The sequence below is a fragment of the Paenibacillus sp. J22R98 genome (genome assembly GCF_059383835.1).
This window is the reverse complement of the sequence record NZ_JBXENW010000001.1, coordinates 1,144,237-1,159,745: the sequence shown is the minus strand read 5'-3', so window position 1 is coordinate 1,159,745 and position 15,509 is coordinate 1,144,237. Positions and strand designations below refer to the sequence as shown.

Below are 15,509 nucleotides of genomic sequence, written 5' to 3'. Positions count from 1 at the left end.
TAGCTGCCTTACTTTATGAAAAATAGGAATTTGTCCCTAACCGCATATTTATGAAAACGGGTTTTTGTCCCTTTCGGAAAGAGATGAAGACACATACACATGTAAAAACTTGAGACCAGAAAGGAAGGTTACCATGCGCATTCTGCTTGCCACCTATTGGGGGCTTCCTTCTGTAGGCGGTTTGGAAAAATATGTTTTACAGTTGAAGAAGGGATTAGAAGCGAGGGGGCATGAAGTGGATATTTTCTGCAGAATGCCCGATGACTCCGGCTTTTATATCCTTAACAAGGGCTGGATTCTGTATAAAAACCAAATTCAACCCATGATTTCCGCCAAAGCGGATACGTATTTCGCCAACCACCTCCCGGGACTTGATCAAGATGTGAAATATATGGAAATCGATAAATATTGTTTCGAAGCAGCTGCCGCTTATTTCCGACCGGCCACTTATGACATTATTCATACGCAAGACGTCATTTCCGCCCGGGCATTCGCTCGTATCCGTCACCCCCATACCGCATTGGTTTCTACCATCCACGGCTGCCTCTCGACCGAAAGTCTCGCAAGACATCAAGCGGATGGCATGCCGAGCGCCGATTTTCGTAAAACTCAGCTCTGGTATTACTATGGGCTTATCGAGCACTTCGGCATTATGCATAACCATGAAACCATCATGCCGACGGAGTGGCTGAAAGGCATTATGAATCGGGATTTTCTAATCCCGGAGAATCGGATGACGACGGTCCCAAATGGAATGGATGTGGAGGAGTTCTTGCATGAAATGAACAAACCGGCCGTTACCCCCGACACCGGTGGGAAGAAGATCATTTTATGCTCGGCCCGCTTCGATCCGGTTAAAGGGCATTTTCATCTGCTTCGGGCTCTAACCGGTTTAAAGAAGGTTAGAAATGATTGGGTTTGCTGGCTGGCGGGAAATGGGCAATTGGAAGAAAGGATGAAGGAGCAGGCTGCAGCTTACGGGCTTCAGAACGAGGTCGTATTCCTCGGAAAACGTGATGACATTCCGGCTCTATTAAAGAAGTCGGATGTTTTCGTGCTTCCGAGCCTGCAGGATAATCACCCTTTCGCCATTATGGAAGCCCATGTTGCCGGGAAAGCGGTGGTTGTTTCCAATGCCGGCGGCATTCCGGAAATGGTGACGCATGAGATGACCGGATTGATCTTTCCTGCAGGAAACGATGAGGATTTATACGGAAATCTGTTTGCCGTTCTCAGCCAGGATGATCTTAGAAACCGGCTTGGCGAACAGTCCAAGGCATTTGGTCTGCAGCATTGGTCTCTTCCAACGATGACGGAGAGAATCTTAGCGATCTACGATAAAGCACTCCAAAAGAGATGGAGGTAAACATCATGGCCGTGCGGAAAAAAGTAAAAACCGGGATTGTGAAGAGAAAGTCACCCCGGGTACGACGACGTAAAAGCACGCATAGAAAAAGCCGGCGTGCCTTGCGCATTGGGAGGAAGAAACAGAGGAAGAAGCACCGCTTCGCTTCCCTCGTCTCAGCGAACAGATACAACCGCTTCTTTCTCCACCCCCACCGAACGATTCGTTTAAAGGTGGAACGCCGCGTTTGGGATCGTATCGCGGCCGAGCTCCCCTCTTCCTACCTGGCGCCTGATAGTGATTTCGTGAATCATATGAAACAGTTTTCCTAATCATCCTGATCGGTTCCGAATCGTATGCAATCATCGCATCCGATTCGGAACCGATCAGACTCTATGTCGCAGGCTCGTCCATCCTGCGACATCATCTTCCCAAGCTCCCCTTATAGGTAGGTGCCTGGTTAGACGGATGTTCGCAGCTTTTTACGCGTATTGAACCTTCGTACCGTTTTACCCTTGCGACTCCGTTTGCCTGGCTTCTTTCTACGCCCCCTCCTTATGACTCGGCCTAAAGAAAGACGGTCTTGCCGAATTTCCAACCCCACGGGGTAAGCAAATAGCCTGCGCTCCGAAACAACAAATACATCGCTCAGCCGGAAGCCGCAGAACCTGAACACTTTCGGCGAAGAGAAAGGCCGTTTTGCTCCCAGCTGCAGCAAATACACCGATGGGGTTTGATTGCCCCGATATAACCGGCCTGGCTTCAAAGGCCTTAGATGTGCGGCAGCTTTCTGCAAACCGGCCATTGCCGCCAACACACCAAGCTTGCTTATAAAAGAGGCCAATCTGGCCCGATAGACTTCTATACCGAAGGACCGCGCCACCCGATAGACATCTACATATGCGGATTGGGACTGTAGCCCTTCCTGTACCTTGTCGGCCAAGCCACTGATATCTCCCTTATCAACCAGCATGCTCTCTTGGCCTGCTGCCGTTAATACTTCCTCCAACCCTCCGGAACGATAAGCAACCGTCTTCTTCCCGAATAACAAAGCCTCAAGAGCGATCATGCCGAACCCTTCATCGATTAAGCTCGGAACGACAACCACATCCATCAGACGGTACATACACTCCAGGTCGGGCTGGAAGCCCAATAACCGGAAGCGGTCCCGGAATTCAGACTGCTCGACCAAAGACCGGCAGTATCGATCATAGTCAGCATCGCCTGCGGGACTTGCGATGCAAAGGAAACAAAGATCCTGCCGCTTTGCGCAAAGCATTAGCGCCATGTGCAGAAAATGCTCCAATCCCTTCTCCCGCTGCATGCCTGCCGAAATAAAACCGATCAGATGCTTGTAATCTGGGAATCGGAATCGTTTCGTTTCCTCCTCATTCGCTTGGAATCTCGGCAACAAGCCCGATTCGCAAAGCGTGGAGGACGGCGGAAACAGCATGAGCTTCTCATCCGGCGCGATTTCTCGAAACAGGGCGAGCGAATGATTGGAAACCCCTACAATAAGGTCAGCATACCGATTAATCAAATGAGCGGACTGAGGGGCTGCCTCATGCTCTTGGATTTTTTCCATGATCAACCAAACAACCGGAATGCCTAGCGATTTAGCCGCCATGGCAGGCAGCGCATTCACGCAGCTGTTCACAATGACGATGTCGGGTCTGTGAAGCTGAAACAATTGAATGAGCATGGCAAGCCTTCCATCGCCTAAGACGGAGGTTTCCGTCAGGGCAAGCTCACCATCGGGACGGTAGATCGACCATAGTATAGAGAAAGGTTCAATCACGGTTCGGATCCCGTTTGCCTCGGCTTCCCGCATTAAAATTCCGTCTTCAGGCACGACCAAGGTACAATCCGTGTGAAGGGAAATCTCCTTTGCGAGCAAAGACAAATATTTTTCCGCACCGGTAATGAACCGTTTGCCGCAGATGTGCGAGAATAACATGACCTTCAAGCGGCTTTCACCGGCTTCTTTTCCTGAAAGGTTGGAGTCGGACAAGCGTTTCTTTTCCGCGAACTTCTTTCTGCGCTTACGCCTCCCGTTTCTATTTATAGCCGCTGTTTTTCCGCTCAAGAGCTCCCCTCCTGTTGTCGGCTGGCCGCGTCCAGTTTTTTCAACGCGTCAGCATCAGGCATTTGATAACCGACCGGTAACGAAGCTATAATTTTTTTCCATACTCTTCGATCAACGTCAATATCCTTCTTGGTTCGGGGTATATGAAACAACCTGGCATACAAATGTCCTGCATCTTTGCCCGGAATTTTGGTTGCCGTTGTTCTTTTTGGGACAGGCTTAGTCAGCTTGTTGATCGTTGATGGACGTTTGACAGATGTGCTCGTTTGTGACCGCACTTTCATATGCCGCCGATCCTTTCTCGTTTCCGATTCAGCGCGATTTCGTAAACCGCGTCCATCCTAGACATCATGACATCCAGCGACCATCGTTCCATTCCGCTATGACTCGCCTGCGAGGCAATATGATTGCGCAGCTGTTCGTCGCTCAAGAGCAACTGTAAATGCCGATATAGCTCTTCGTCATTTCCTACCGGAAACACCAGTCCCGTTTCTCCGTGAGTGACCATTTCGGGCATGCCTCCCGCATCGGATACAATGACTGCCTTTCCGGCAACTTGCGCTTCCATGACCGCGTACGGATGATTATCCTGCAAGCTCGGAAGGACAAAAATATCGGATTGCCGAAGTAGAGCCGGCACATCTCTTCGCGTCCCCATAAACACGACGTCTGCCTCGATACCATGCAGTTTCACAAGCTCGCGCAACTTGAATTCCAGCCCGCCGCTGCCAACAAGCCAGCAAATCCAGTCGTCTCTATTCCTTCTTAATTTGGCGAGCGCCCGGATGAGATACTTATGGCCTTTAATCTCATCGAAGCGCGCCGGACAAATGATGACCTTCTTCCCGGAAGAAGAACGTATATCGGCTCCGCCATGCAGCTGGTCCGTAAAGCCCTTAATATCGATGCCGTTTGGGACGACAGTCAACTTATCAAACGGAACGGCAAATTCGTCAACCAACATTTCTTTCATCCACTGCGTCGGCAATGTAGCAGCATCTGCGCAGTTCAATCCAATCTGTTCGCGCATTACAGCATACTGCCATAGCCGCTCCCTGCGGTCCGGGTTATCCAGGTCCCCCTGTCTTAACAGGGAAAGAAACCATTCTCCTGCCAAGTGCCCGTGGATGGTGGTTACCAGTGCGGATAGCGGCCTTTTAATTCGGGACAATGCCCGTGCGGAGATGACATCCTGCGCGTGGATGATGTCATAAGAATCCACACCCAAATAAGCTGCCCCTACCTCATAGCAATACTGTTCCGTCTCCGCGTCCCGGATGATCGGATCTAAGCCAGGCAGATTCTCCTTGAAATACGCCTTTACGTTCGATTCCACTAAAGAATAAACCGATTTTCTCGGTAAATGCCTACTTTTGTTCAGGATTGAATAGCCGCTGCCATCGGGAAACCGGCATAAAATATCCACCTTGTGTCCGCGTTGTTCAAGTCCCAGCTTCAACTGCCGAACATAGAGATCCACTCCTCCAACATGAGGCAGGCCCCAGAAGGTGGCTAGGAGTATTTTCATGGATGTTTCTTCCTTTCCGATACGGATTCTCTATAAGCCCATCTGTTTGCAAAGATGCTTAAGGTCGTGGATCGATACGTATATGTTGTCTAGACCCGCCCAATACCATGGAGTCCCTTCATAATTCGAAGGCCTTGAACCGATACCTGTATAGGCAAAGTGCTGCAGCCCTCCGTACTCACAAATTCGTTTAATGTCATGGACCATAAAATTCGGAGAAAAAAATTCAAGGACCTTGGTCTGCGGGCTGCAGAAGGTCAGGTTTGTCAACGCGCTTCCGGTAGGTGAAATGACATAACCGGCTTCCGAGAACAGTTTTATTTGCTCTTTCACCGGCAAGTGTTCCGGATAGACGACCTCAAATCCGTATGATTGTAAAACTCGGATCACCTCCTCTTCATTCGTCAATGTTCTGCCGAGCGAGTGCCCGCGACTTATATACAATCTTCTTGATGGTCTGGGCTCTTGCGTAAGAAATTCACTCCTTAAGAAATGATAGACCCATTTCTGACCAAATCCGATGGATGGCACAATTAGCTGTTCAGCTTCGATATGAAAATGCTTATTGCTGCAAATTAATTGATCCGTCGAGATACCAAGCATCCCAAGCGTTTCTGATTGAAAAGGCTGCAATTCTTGACTCACGATGTACTTGTCTACAGGGATTCTGCTGCAGGAAAGCAAGTAGATACGGGGCAGTACGTCATACATCCAGTGATAATAGTTCGAAGAGCCGATTTTCGTAAGCACCGCAATGTTTCCGGGCACATAGTCGATCGGCGGTAAATGATGATTGAGAAAAATCGTATGCTTGTGAGGATCATTGCTCCAATCATACGAGACTTCCCAGATCAGAACGTTAGTAGGGGAAATCACGGTTCCGCTATCACCGAATACCCTCCCTCGGGGGATCGTTGCTACAAAGGCTGGAAATGGAGCGTTCACCGCGACCTCGCAGTAAACATCCGCTAAGTTATATCCGGAGCTGACTGCCCAATCTTTCATCCAATAATAATAATCCGTTGGCCTGTCACTCAAACGAAATACCTCCTCTCTGATTGGGATCCGTCCAGGAACAATAGCCGCTATTGGAAACGTAATAGGTTCCGTACCGTTCCGTCGCGATAAGTCGACCGATACACTCCGCTAGGTCAAGCGTATACGTGGGGGAGCCGATTTGATCGTCAACCACTTTGACGGTCTCTTGATTCTCGGCAAGCGATAATATCTTGGTCACGAAGTTTTCCCCATAATTGCCGTCTAACAAAGAAGTACGCACGATGAAATGACGGGGGCAAACCGCTTGCACGAACTGCTCTCCTAGCAGCTTCGATTTGCCGTAGACGTTGAGAGGATTGGTCCGATCCAATTCGTCGCAAGGCTCACCTTTGGTACCGTCAAACACATAATCCGTATTGACATGTACCAGCTTTGCACCGGCTGCCTCTGCAGCAATGGCTAAATGGCTAACTCCGATCGCATTGATCCGGTAAGCCTCCTCTGCCTGATCTACCTTTGGGTAGGCTGCCGCATTGATAACAACGTCGGGCTTTGCGTCACCCACTGTCTTCTGCACAGCTCGCAGGTCACATATATCCAACTCCTGCCGTGTAAAAGACATAAACGTATTCTCTTGCCTAAGTACACGCAGCAGGTCTCGTCCAAGCTGCCCGCCGGCACCGGTAATCAAGATGTTCATACGTCCTTTTCCTCCCCCTATCGGAGCTATTCAGTCATGGTTCCTTATTCCCTGACAGCCGAAGTCCGGCTTCCAACAGCGACTGTTGCGTTCCAGCGTCGGTCCACCATCCGGACAAAAGCCTGTATCCCAGCCGACCTTCGCCTGCGTAAACATTATTTACATCTGTAATCTCCAGTTCGCCTCTAGCGGAAGGCCTCATGCCGCGAATAATTTCAAAAACATCGGATTCGTACAGATAAATGCCTGTCACGGCATAGTCGGAAGGCGGCTGTTCCGGTTTCTCCAGAATTTGAGAAATCTGGCCGTTCTGCAGATCGGGCACTCCATACCTTCGAGGATCTGCCACTTTTTTCAAGAACACCTCTGCGCCTTTTTCGCTTGTTTCGAAGTCTTTCACAAAGGTTTTCAGCGACTCCTCAAACAGATTGTCGCCGAGCAGGACTAACAGCTTTTCTCCAGGCCTCACGAATGATTCTGCCAACCCCAGCGCTTGAGCGATGCCCCCTGCACACTCCTGGATTTTGTAGCAGACTTGAACGTTCCAGGATGCCCCGCTCCCAATATAATCGACGTATAGACCGGCGGACGACTTGCCGATGACCAGCAGAATATCTTGGATGCCCGCTTCAGCCATTTTATCGAGCGCATAGTGAATCATTGGATAATTGCCAACGGGCAATAGATGTTTATTGACAATACTCGTCATTGGCCTCAGCCGAGAACCGGTACCGCCGGCTAGAATAATGCCTTTCATGGCGTGACTCCTTTCTTCTAGGAATACAATCTCAGACAAATGCCATGCTGCTATGATATGCATCCTCATCGGATGACTTATGGACGATTACCATCCCCGTACAAAATTGGCTTATGCCCGCACCGAAAGCGCACGAAAAAACGGCTGCCATTTGGCAACCGTTTCTTCGGCCTGGAGCTAGCCGATTCCGATATCGTCATACAGCTCAACGATATATTGAAGGCCTGCTGGATTAATCGTACCGCCATTGGGTGAATAGTTTACGGCTTCGAAGGATACGACAAAGAAGTAGTCGGTCAAAAGTGGAATCGTAGTTGGAAGAATAGTCGTGTACGTTTCGGAGAATTTGGAAATCGTTTGCCATGGAAATGGAGCGGTAGTCGTTTGACCAGCATCGCTCAACGTGCCATTAATAGTACCGCTTACCACATTTTTCACGAAAGTAATCGTTATGACGTTCAATAAATCGACGAAAAAGATCTCGTCAATATACAGTGTGGCGGCGTTATCGCTAAAAACCTCAGCAGTAGCTAGATGGTTAAGAGCCAAGTTGGGTATCAACGACCCTCCTATTTCAAATACTTGAGCGAAAAATAACGTACCGGGGGCATTCGACGGCGCATCGGGCGGCTGTGAAACGTTCCATACATAATTGGGGTTGGTTGAGTTATCGGCGGGATAAAACTTTAGCTCTGGCCAAAACGGGTATTGTCTAGGAAAGCTTTCCACCGTGTCTCTTGTTGCGGTTGCGATGCCTGTAATCGCCCCCGTTATCGCATCTAACCTGCTATTCGTCGAGTACCAGGTTGAAGCGGAATTGCTCACCAATGTTGCTAATTTGTTAATCGGCAATCTCATCACTCTCTTCTTTCATAAATTAAATCCTGGAAAACAAAGACTCCCATTGATTTCCAATGATTTATTTTCATAGTATTCCATTCCCCTCTTAGTGCTTGGACACTTGCGCAACTTTCAATATCCGATGTGAAGATAATCTACTGCAGGTGTCCTTTACCCAATCCGTTTCCTATTCTAGTGAGTAAAGTAAATAAACGGATTTAAGAGCTGCTAGAGAAAAGAGGTGGACTTATGTCATCTGGGCTGACCGTACTTTGTCATTATTATAACGAGAGTTATATGCTGAGGTGGTGGCTAGAACATCACTACAGGTTGTTTGATCACGGTGTCATGATCGATTATGGATCTACGGATCGTTCCAATGACCTCATTCGCAAGCTAGCTCCAAAGTGGGAAATACGCAAGTCGCGAAACAAAGATTTCGATCTGGTTGGCTGCGATCAAGAAGTAATGGAATTTGAACGTGAATGTCAAGGCTGGAAAATGGTTTTGAATACGACCGAATTTCTATGCGTACAAGATAAAGCTGCGTTCGCGAAGCAATTGGATCTCAATGGTTTATCCATGTATAGAACGACCGGGATTACGATGCTGGACCCGCTAAAGAACTGCTATCCGGAACCGGATACTGACGTGCCTCTTGTAAAGCAAAGACACCATGGCATTATTCAACTGGAAACGTTCCATAGGGATCGATTCATCCATAAGTATTCAGATGGTGCTTACGAGATTGGGAGGCATCGTTCCACCCATACAAACGGTCATGACATCTATTTGGAGGATGCCTATACATTGCATTTTCAATTTAGTCCCTGGAATGAAGAGATGATCAAGCGAAAACTGTTCATACAAACAAGGATCCCACAGAAGTACAGAGATAATGGGCTGGGCTGGCAGCACTATGTAGACAGGCGCAGGCTGGAAGAGATGTATCGCGAACGTGCGGTGAATACGAAAGATTTACGTATGGATCTATCGTGCGGCTGGATCTTTAGCTAAAACCGGGAGGAGTTTCGTAATGCTGAAAATTAGCTGTATTTTAACTAGCTATAACCGTCCCGTAATGATCAGGGATGCTATTTCGAGCGTATTGGATCAGTCGTATCCGCATTGGGAGTTGATCATTGTGGATGATCATTCTGACCAAGAAACGCAAGATGTGATCCGCGCTTTTGCAAGTACGGATTCCAGAATTCAAATCATTCAATCAGGAGTCAGCCAACAAGACAGACGAAAAACGACCCGCTATGCGACTTGCATTAATATGGCCATCCCTCGCATAACGGGAGATTTGGTTACGTACCTGACTGATGACGATATCTATTATCCCGAAAGATTCGAGAAGATGGTTGAGGCGTTCGAAGCGAATGAGCACATTCATATCGTCTATGGCATGCAATGCTTTGCCGTAATAGTAGGTGATCAAATCCATAAAAGCGGGATTAGACCGCTAGTAGGGATTACAAGAGAGCCTGTTGAGAAAATCGATCACAACTCCATCATGCACAGAGTCTCGTGCTTCCAACTCGTTCCTGGATGGAATGACGACCCTTCGATTTGGGCTTGGGCCGATGCCGTTTTTTTTCAGCAATTAGCCGCTCACTGGGATTTTCATCCCGTTGATGTTGTCACTGACGAACATAGATATCATGCCAATTCCATTCAGGCTAAACATAACCGGCAAGAAAAGGTGTACCTCGGAATAACGGAAAGTTCGAGAAACGATGCGAAAAAAAGGAAGCATGTCGACGCGCTTCTCGAGCTGCTGTTTCGCAAGAAATAAGAGCCCTCTCCATTCTTCAGGAGGGGCTCTTTCTTGCATGTAATGAATGTTCAACCATGTTGCCCATTCTCTAGTAAATAGGTGTCCACCGATGACAATTAATAGATTCGCTACATAACATATAAGAATTCTAAAAGTTAGGAGGTAATTTCTTATGGCAGATACAAGAGGCAGCAATGGTTCGCGCGGGACGCGTGGCTCCAATGGGTCCCGTGGTTCGCGTGGCTCCAACGGATCCCAAGGTACGCGCGGTTCCAATGGGTCCCGTGGTTCGCGCGGTTCCAACGGATCCCGCGGTACCCAAGGCTCGCGTGGCTCCAATGGTTCTCGCGGTTCGCGTGGTTCCAATGGATCCCGCGGTACCCGTGGTTCCAATGGATCCCGTGGTACTAGGGGCTCCAATGGTTCTCGCGGTTCGCGTGGGAACTAAATGATTGAAATTATCATTCAACAACAAAAGGCCCGTCTTTTGGGCCTTTTGTGTTTTTATAGCGATATCGCTTCACCTTGTAAAACTCTTAAGTGGCTGTATTGCCTAAGCCTATTACGTTAGTTGGGAAAAGACAGACAAGCATTCTCAGGTGAATCTCTAATTATATCGAAATCCCGCATGTGCCTTGAAGAGTTCACCCTCTGTCTATCATATAGATATAGAATGATAAGTTGAAAGGAGATGGAGAAACGATGGATATCCCGATTACCGGATTCATTGTGCATAACGGCTTTTCCGATGAGGACCATACTCACATTCTCTACTTGACCAGCTGGGATGGAAAACCGATGCATGTACATGATTTCTCAGGTGTCACTTCTGTGGAAATAGGTCATCACCATCAATATGCCGGTACAACGGAACCTGCGCCTTCAGGCGTACAGCACTGCCACTTTTACTGCACGGTAACTTCAGTAAACAACGGACATAAGCACACGATTAAAGGTACGACAGGCCCTGCCCTGCCGCTATCCGGCGGCGGTCATTATCATTATTTCGAAGGTTGCACTACGGTTGATGGTTTGACACCTCATGCACATTTCTATTTTGGACATACCGGCAATGCAATTGCCGATAATCATTGCTGACTGGGGCATAGTGATTAGCAAAGCTTGAAGGCTGCCGAATCAATAGTTCGGCAGCCTTCAACTTGTTTATTGAGCTATCGTTCTCTGTTAGCTTAATCACTTCTACCAAATTCAATAACTTAATAACCAGTTCTTCAAGGTCGAGTATGCTTAGCCAGTTCATACCGATTTCCAAACTAACTCTTCTCGCATAATATAGTCTGTGTGTTTAATAATGTCATGAAACTTGTTCCGATAAATAAAGAAGCCCGCGATTTACGCGGACTTCGTTCAGACAATGTCAATCGACATTAGCCTCATCCGATGATGCGGCCTAAACTATTTCGGTGATACAGAATCGGAGCGTTGTTGTTGCTGCTCGCTTTATTTTGCACCACCAACTCGTGCAGCCGCTCCGTCAGCTCCGCGAACCATTCTTCATCACGCGTGGCCAGCGCCAGTTCGATAAAGTCTAGGATCGGCTCCTTGTAATCCAGCACCTGCACTGCAGGCTGCTCCTTGATCCAGCTGCTCAACACAGCGACCGTAGTGCCGACCGCCGCATCGTGATCGGATTGAACGACATATACGCTTGCGGTGTTTTGTTTTTCGTTCGTCGACGTAATAAATCCTTGAATAAGTTCCCCGTCCTTCGTTCTGCCTTGTACCCAATCACTGATCGCAAAGCTCATCGTCAGCACCACCTGTCATTAGAATGGACAACCAAACTGAAACTAATTCGGTTACAGTTAGTCTAAAAAAAAAAGGACGTTGCATAAGCAGTTTTCCCGGCTAGCCGTCCTTCTTTTCCTTTATTACTGTAATTATATTAGTTACAGTTTTAAATGTCAAGGAGTCCAAATTCGGCATTAAAGAAAGTACTCGAACTGATCGAACAGCTCTTGCTACCTGGCTGCCGGTTCGCGCCGGCAGCCTTATGTATTGAACTATCGGTTATTTCTCCAACTCATAGCGGGTTGCGATAATGCCCGAATTGAACGTTCGGCTGGACAGCAGCTTGAGCCTGATTTTCTCACCGGCGCCGTGGAATATCGATTTTCCGCCGCCCAGGATGACCGGACAGATCGTCAGCAGGAATTCGTCGATCAGCCCGAGCTCAAGCAACGTCTTCGCCGCCCCCGGACTGCCGAAGATCACGAGATTTTTGCCAGGCTGCTCCTTAAGTGTCTTGATTTCCTCTGCGATATTGTCCTTGATCAGCATCGTATTGTTCCATTCGACAACGTCCATCGAGCCGGAAATGACGATCTTCTTAACATCCTGCAGCCATGTGGCATGCTCGATACCGTGTTTCGACGCATTCGGATCATCCAGCACCGTGGGCCAGTAGCTCTCCATCAATCGATACGTCGTGCGTCCGTATACGGGAGAGCCGACTTCGGCTACGACCTCCTCGGCGTATTTCTCTAATTCCTCGTTGTACGGAATCCAATCGAGTCCACCTTTCGAATCCGACGCATACCCGTCCAGCGACACATGCATGAACAATACGAGTTTTCTCATGTTTGCTTCTCCTCCGATAGTGAATGTTTCAAGTGGAAATCTGAAATTTCTTCGAAGACAAGTTGTTGATTATCTTAGTATACTACTATTTTAACTAACCTGCCCGATCGTAGTGAAGCGCTGCCAGTTGTTTATTGTCGAAAATGCCACATTTCTGCGGTTACCCAGGAAATATTCATGAAAAAAGCCGGCTTTATAATCAGCCGACTTAAGTATGTTCATTTCCATTTTTCCTTCATTTGTCTTCTCAATTCGGCATTCTCTAACCGCAGTTTCTCGAGTTCGCTTCTAACTGCGCGCATCAAAGAATTCAGTCCGAATCCGATCATGAACAAAACTAGGCCAACTATAGATACGCTTCCTGCAGCCGCTAATTCTAACAAGAAAAAAAAGATGCCGAGTGCAATAAGAATGAGTGAAATGATTTTGACGCTTCTTAACGAGTCATACATGATGAAGCCACTCCATTTCAAATGAAGCCGTTTCTTTTAACGAATTCGCCTAACATGATTTTCATTATTCTATGTGCATATATTCAATGTGTGTTCGCAATAGTAAAAAGGAGCAACGCCGATTGGGTCACTCCTCCTTATTCCCAACTATTTTATTTTATTCCACTGGATTGGAGTTGCTCCAGAAGCTTTTGTGTCTCGATATCCGGTTCTGGATAAGAAAGGTCCAACTTCTCCAGGGAATGTAAAATAGTCCGGAGCACCAAGTAGTCGCGGAACCATCGTTCATTGGCTGGGACGATATGCCACGGAGCGTGATTGGTTGCCGTATATCGAAATGCATCTTCGTATGCATCAATGTATGAATCCCAGTAATGCCGCTCGTTGAGATCGCTTGGGTCAAATTTCCATAACTTCTCCGGGTTGCTCAGCCGTTCGCGGATTTTCTCGAGCTGAAATTCGGGCGAAATATGCAGGAAAATTTTAATCAGCAGCACGCCATTGTTCGTTAGAAGCTTCTCGAAATGCCGTATATGCTTCATCCGAGTTGCTGCTTCCTCGTCCTGTATCACACCGTGCACACGGGTAATGAGCACTTCCTCATAATAAGAACGATTAAATGCGGTAATATAGCCTTTGGCGGGGACAACCTTATGCGCTCTCCATAAGAAGTCATGAGCAGACTCTTCAAGAGTCGGTTTCTTAAAACTTTCCGCTCGAAAGCCCTGAGGATTCAGGTTGGACAGTACCTTCTTGATGACGCCGTCCTTCCCGCTGCAATCCATCCCTTGGAACAAAACGAGCACACCATTCGTCTTCGAGGCAAACAGCTTGTCCTGCAGATTGCGAAGCTTCCGTTCCATGTGTTCGAATTCTTCTTGAATCTCTTCTTTGCTTACAAAGCCGCCTGTATCGTTCGGATCGAAGTGACTCAGACCGTGCTTGACACCTTTGGTCAGCCGATAGTTTTTCAACATAAGAGACCTCCTTAGACACTTCTTTATTTCGGGACGATTATTCGAGATGATAGCATCAAAACCCGTCTCGATCATTTTGTTCGATCTTACTGAGAAATTTAACCATACGAACTAAAAATGAATCGAGTGGTGCATCTATTGTTCTCCGTTAGCGTAACGACCGACACTGCTCTTGAACATAACTCTTGCGAAATCGTAGAACGCCAGCGCTTCATTCAATGTCCCGAAGCCAGCCTGTGCCATGGTGCTGCTGCCTCCGCCTTTGCCGCCGTACGCCCCTAGATGTTCTTTGAAAAATGCGCCGCAAGATCGCTCGAATTCCCCGCTATGCGACAGCACCACTTTGAAATCCGCAAGATCGGCGAGCAGCACGGGATCGTTGCTCATTGACGTCAGTTTTATCGCCAGGTTTTGCAAATCTTTCAAAGGCTTGTTCTCAAACTGATGCGCGATCATGCAGCTTTCATGTCGTTCCAAGAGCTCCCGTGCGACAAAAGCATCATTCTGCTCCTTGAGAGCGGCCATTTCCGTTTGAAGCTGCTTCTGCTCTTGCTCCAACTTCTCAACGCGAGCGACAATATCATCTTTCCCGGTATTGAATTGATGAGATAGCTTCCCTATAATCCCCAAGCAATCGTTAAATTCCGTTAAGGCACGGTTACCGCATTTGAAAGAAATTCGCGTATTCCCTTTCATCTTCTCCGTTCTCAGCAGCTTGATCAGCCCAATTCCACCCGTAGACGAGACATGCGTCCCGCCGCACGCATTGTGTTCCACGTTCTCAATCTCGACAATCCGTACGTTCCCAGACACTTTTGGCGGCTTTGCAAGCGGCAAACGGCTAGCCTCCTCCTCGGAAACCATATAACTAGCAATTCGGTGATTATCGTAGATGGCCTGGTTCACGTCCCATTCCAGAAGGGATAACTGCTCCGGGGTTAGTTCGGTCTTTTCAACATCGATTGTTGCGGATTCAATCCCCAGATGAAAGCTTAGCGTCATCGCATCAAATAACTTTAGGCAAACCGCTGACAACAGATGCTGACCGCTATGCTGCTGCATATGATCGAACCTTCGCTGCCAATCGATCCGGCATGACGCCGTCTTACCCTCCGGCAATCGTTCTACTTTATGCAGCACTTCATCTTCCTCGCTTATAACATCCAATACGGCGACGCCGTTAATCGTTCCCGTATCGCAAGGTTGGCCCCCTCCATGAGGATAAAAGGCGCTTTCCTCCAAGAGGATGTACCATCCATCCTCTCTCTTAAGCGATTTCGTAATCGTTGTTTCCCATTCGGTTATATAGGAAGAATTATAATACAGTCTAATCGTCATCGTTCAGTCCCTTTTCTTTCGCATATTGACATCTCATTCTATTTTATCCTAATGACGCCGAATTAATAGGTCTTTCACAACAACAAAACAGAAAAGAAGCCGT

General features: G+C 47.8%; 15 protein-coding genes. 5 read left to right on the top strand and 10 right to left on the bottom strand.

The window, feature by feature from the left end; translation table 11 throughout:
• Positions 1–133 precede the first annotated feature (133 nt).
• Positions 134–1,366, top strand: coding sequence for a glycosyltransferase family 4 protein (locus AC50Y3_RS05410; RefSeq protein ID WP_494817702.1), 1,233 nt, complete (start codon positions 134–136; stop codon positions 1,364–1,366).
• A gap of 5 nt (positions 1,367–1,371) precedes the next feature.
• A complete protein-coding gene (locus AC50Y3_RS05405) occupies positions 1,372–1,677 on the top strand; it encodes a hypothetical protein (protein WP_494817701.1) in 306 nt (101 codons plus the stop codon).
• Between the two features lie 128 nt (positions 1,678–1,805).
• Here AC50Y3_RS05405 and AC50Y3_RS05400 read toward each other — a convergent pair whose 3' ends face one another.
• From AC50Y3_RS05400 to AC50Y3_RS05375, 6 genes are all read right to left on the bottom strand, one after another.
• Positions 1,806–3,431 (bottom strand): glycosyltransferase, encoded by a 1,626-nt coding sequence (locus AC50Y3_RS05400; RefSeq protein ID WP_494817700.1) that lies wholly within the window; start codon positions 3,429–3,431, stop codon positions 1,806–1,808.
• A gap of 280 nt (positions 3,432–3,711) precedes the next feature.
• Positions 3,712–4,959, bottom strand: coding sequence for a glycosyltransferase family 4 protein (locus tag AC50Y3_RS05395; protein ID WP_494817699.1), 1,248 nt, complete (start codon positions 4,957–4,959; stop codon positions 3,712–3,714).
• Positions 4,960–4,989: 30 nt separating this feature from the next.
• Positions 4,990–5,997, bottom strand: a complete 1,008-nt coding sequence (locus tag AC50Y3_RS05390) for a glycosyltransferase family 61 protein (RefSeq protein ID WP_494817698.1) — start codon at positions 5,995–5,997, stop codon at positions 4,990–4,992.
• Positions 5,990–6,658, bottom strand: coding sequence for a dTDP-4-dehydrorhamnose reductase (rfbD, locus tag AC50Y3_RS05385; protein WP_494817697.1), 669 nt, complete (start codon positions 6,656–6,658; stop codon positions 5,990–5,992). Before rfbD ends, AC50Y3_RS05390 begins: the two co-directional genes overlap by 8 nt.
• Before the next feature lie 34 nt (positions 6,659–6,692).
• The gene (locus tag AC50Y3_RS05380) at positions 6,693–7,415 is read right to left on the bottom strand and encodes a sugar phosphate nucleotidyltransferase (protein WP_494817696.1); all 723 of its coding nucleotides are present in this window, start codon (positions 7,413–7,415) and stop codon (positions 6,693–6,695) included.
• A gap of 177 nt (positions 7,416–7,592) precedes the next feature.
• Positions 7,593–8,267 carry a hypothetical protein gene (locus tag AC50Y3_RS05375; RefSeq protein WP_494817695.1) on the bottom strand — a complete coding sequence of 225 codons (675 nt, stop codon included), beginning with the start codon at positions 8,265–8,267 and terminating at the stop codon, positions 7,593–7,595.
• A 237-nt stretch (positions 8,268–8,504) separates the two neighbouring features.
• On the opposite strand from AC50Y3_RS05375, the gene AC50Y3_RS05370 reads away from it, so the two are divergent.
• The 3 genes from AC50Y3_RS05370 (at position 8,505) to AC50Y3_RS05360 (ending at position 11,136) form a co-directional block, all read left to right on the top strand.
• A complete protein-coding gene (locus tag AC50Y3_RS05370) occupies positions 8,505–9,272 on the top strand; it encodes a glycosyltransferase family 2 protein (RefSeq protein WP_494817694.1) in 768 nt (255 codons plus the stop codon).
• 19 nt (positions 9,273–9,291) lie between these two features.
• Entirely contained in the window at positions 9,292–10,056 is a 765-nt protein-coding gene (locus AC50Y3_RS05365) for a glycosyltransferase family 2 protein (RefSeq protein WP_494817693.1), read from the top strand.
• A gap of 684 nt (positions 10,057–10,740) precedes the next feature.
• Complete coding sequence (locus AC50Y3_RS05360) at positions 10,741–11,136, top strand: YmaF family protein (RefSeq protein WP_494817692.1); 396 nt, start codon at positions 10,741–10,743, stop codon at positions 11,134–11,136.
• Positions 11,137–11,432: 296 nt separating this feature from the next.
• Here the strand turns inward: AC50Y3_RS05360 and AC50Y3_RS05355 are convergent, their stop codons facing one another.
• The 4 genes from AC50Y3_RS05355 to AC50Y3_RS05340 all read right to left on the bottom strand — a co-directional run bounded on the left by AC50Y3_RS05355 (position 11,433) and on the right by AC50Y3_RS05340 (position 15,406).
• On the bottom strand, positions 11,433–11,807 hold the full coding sequence (locus tag AC50Y3_RS05355) for a hypothetical protein (RefSeq protein ID WP_494817691.1): 375 nt from the start codon (positions 11,805–11,807) through the stop codon (positions 11,433–11,435).
• A 262-nt stretch (positions 11,808–12,069) separates the two neighbouring features.
• The gene (locus AC50Y3_RS05350) at positions 12,070–12,639 is read right to left on the bottom strand and encodes a dihydrofolate reductase family protein (protein ID WP_494817690.1); all 570 of its coding nucleotides are present in this window, start codon (positions 12,637–12,639) and stop codon (positions 12,070–12,072) included.
• 604 nt (positions 12,640–13,243) lie between these two features.
• A complete protein-coding gene (locus AC50Y3_RS05345; protein ID WP_494817689.1) occupies positions 13,244–14,068 on the bottom strand; it encodes a PPK2 family polyphosphate kinase in 825 nt (274 codons plus the stop codon).
• 135 nt (positions 14,069–14,203) lie between these two features.
• Positions 14,204–15,406, bottom strand: a complete 1,203-nt coding sequence (locus tag AC50Y3_RS05340; protein ID WP_494817688.1) for an alanyl-tRNA editing protein — start codon at positions 15,404–15,406, stop codon at positions 14,204–14,206.
• Positions 15,407–15,509 lie beyond the last annotated feature (103 nt).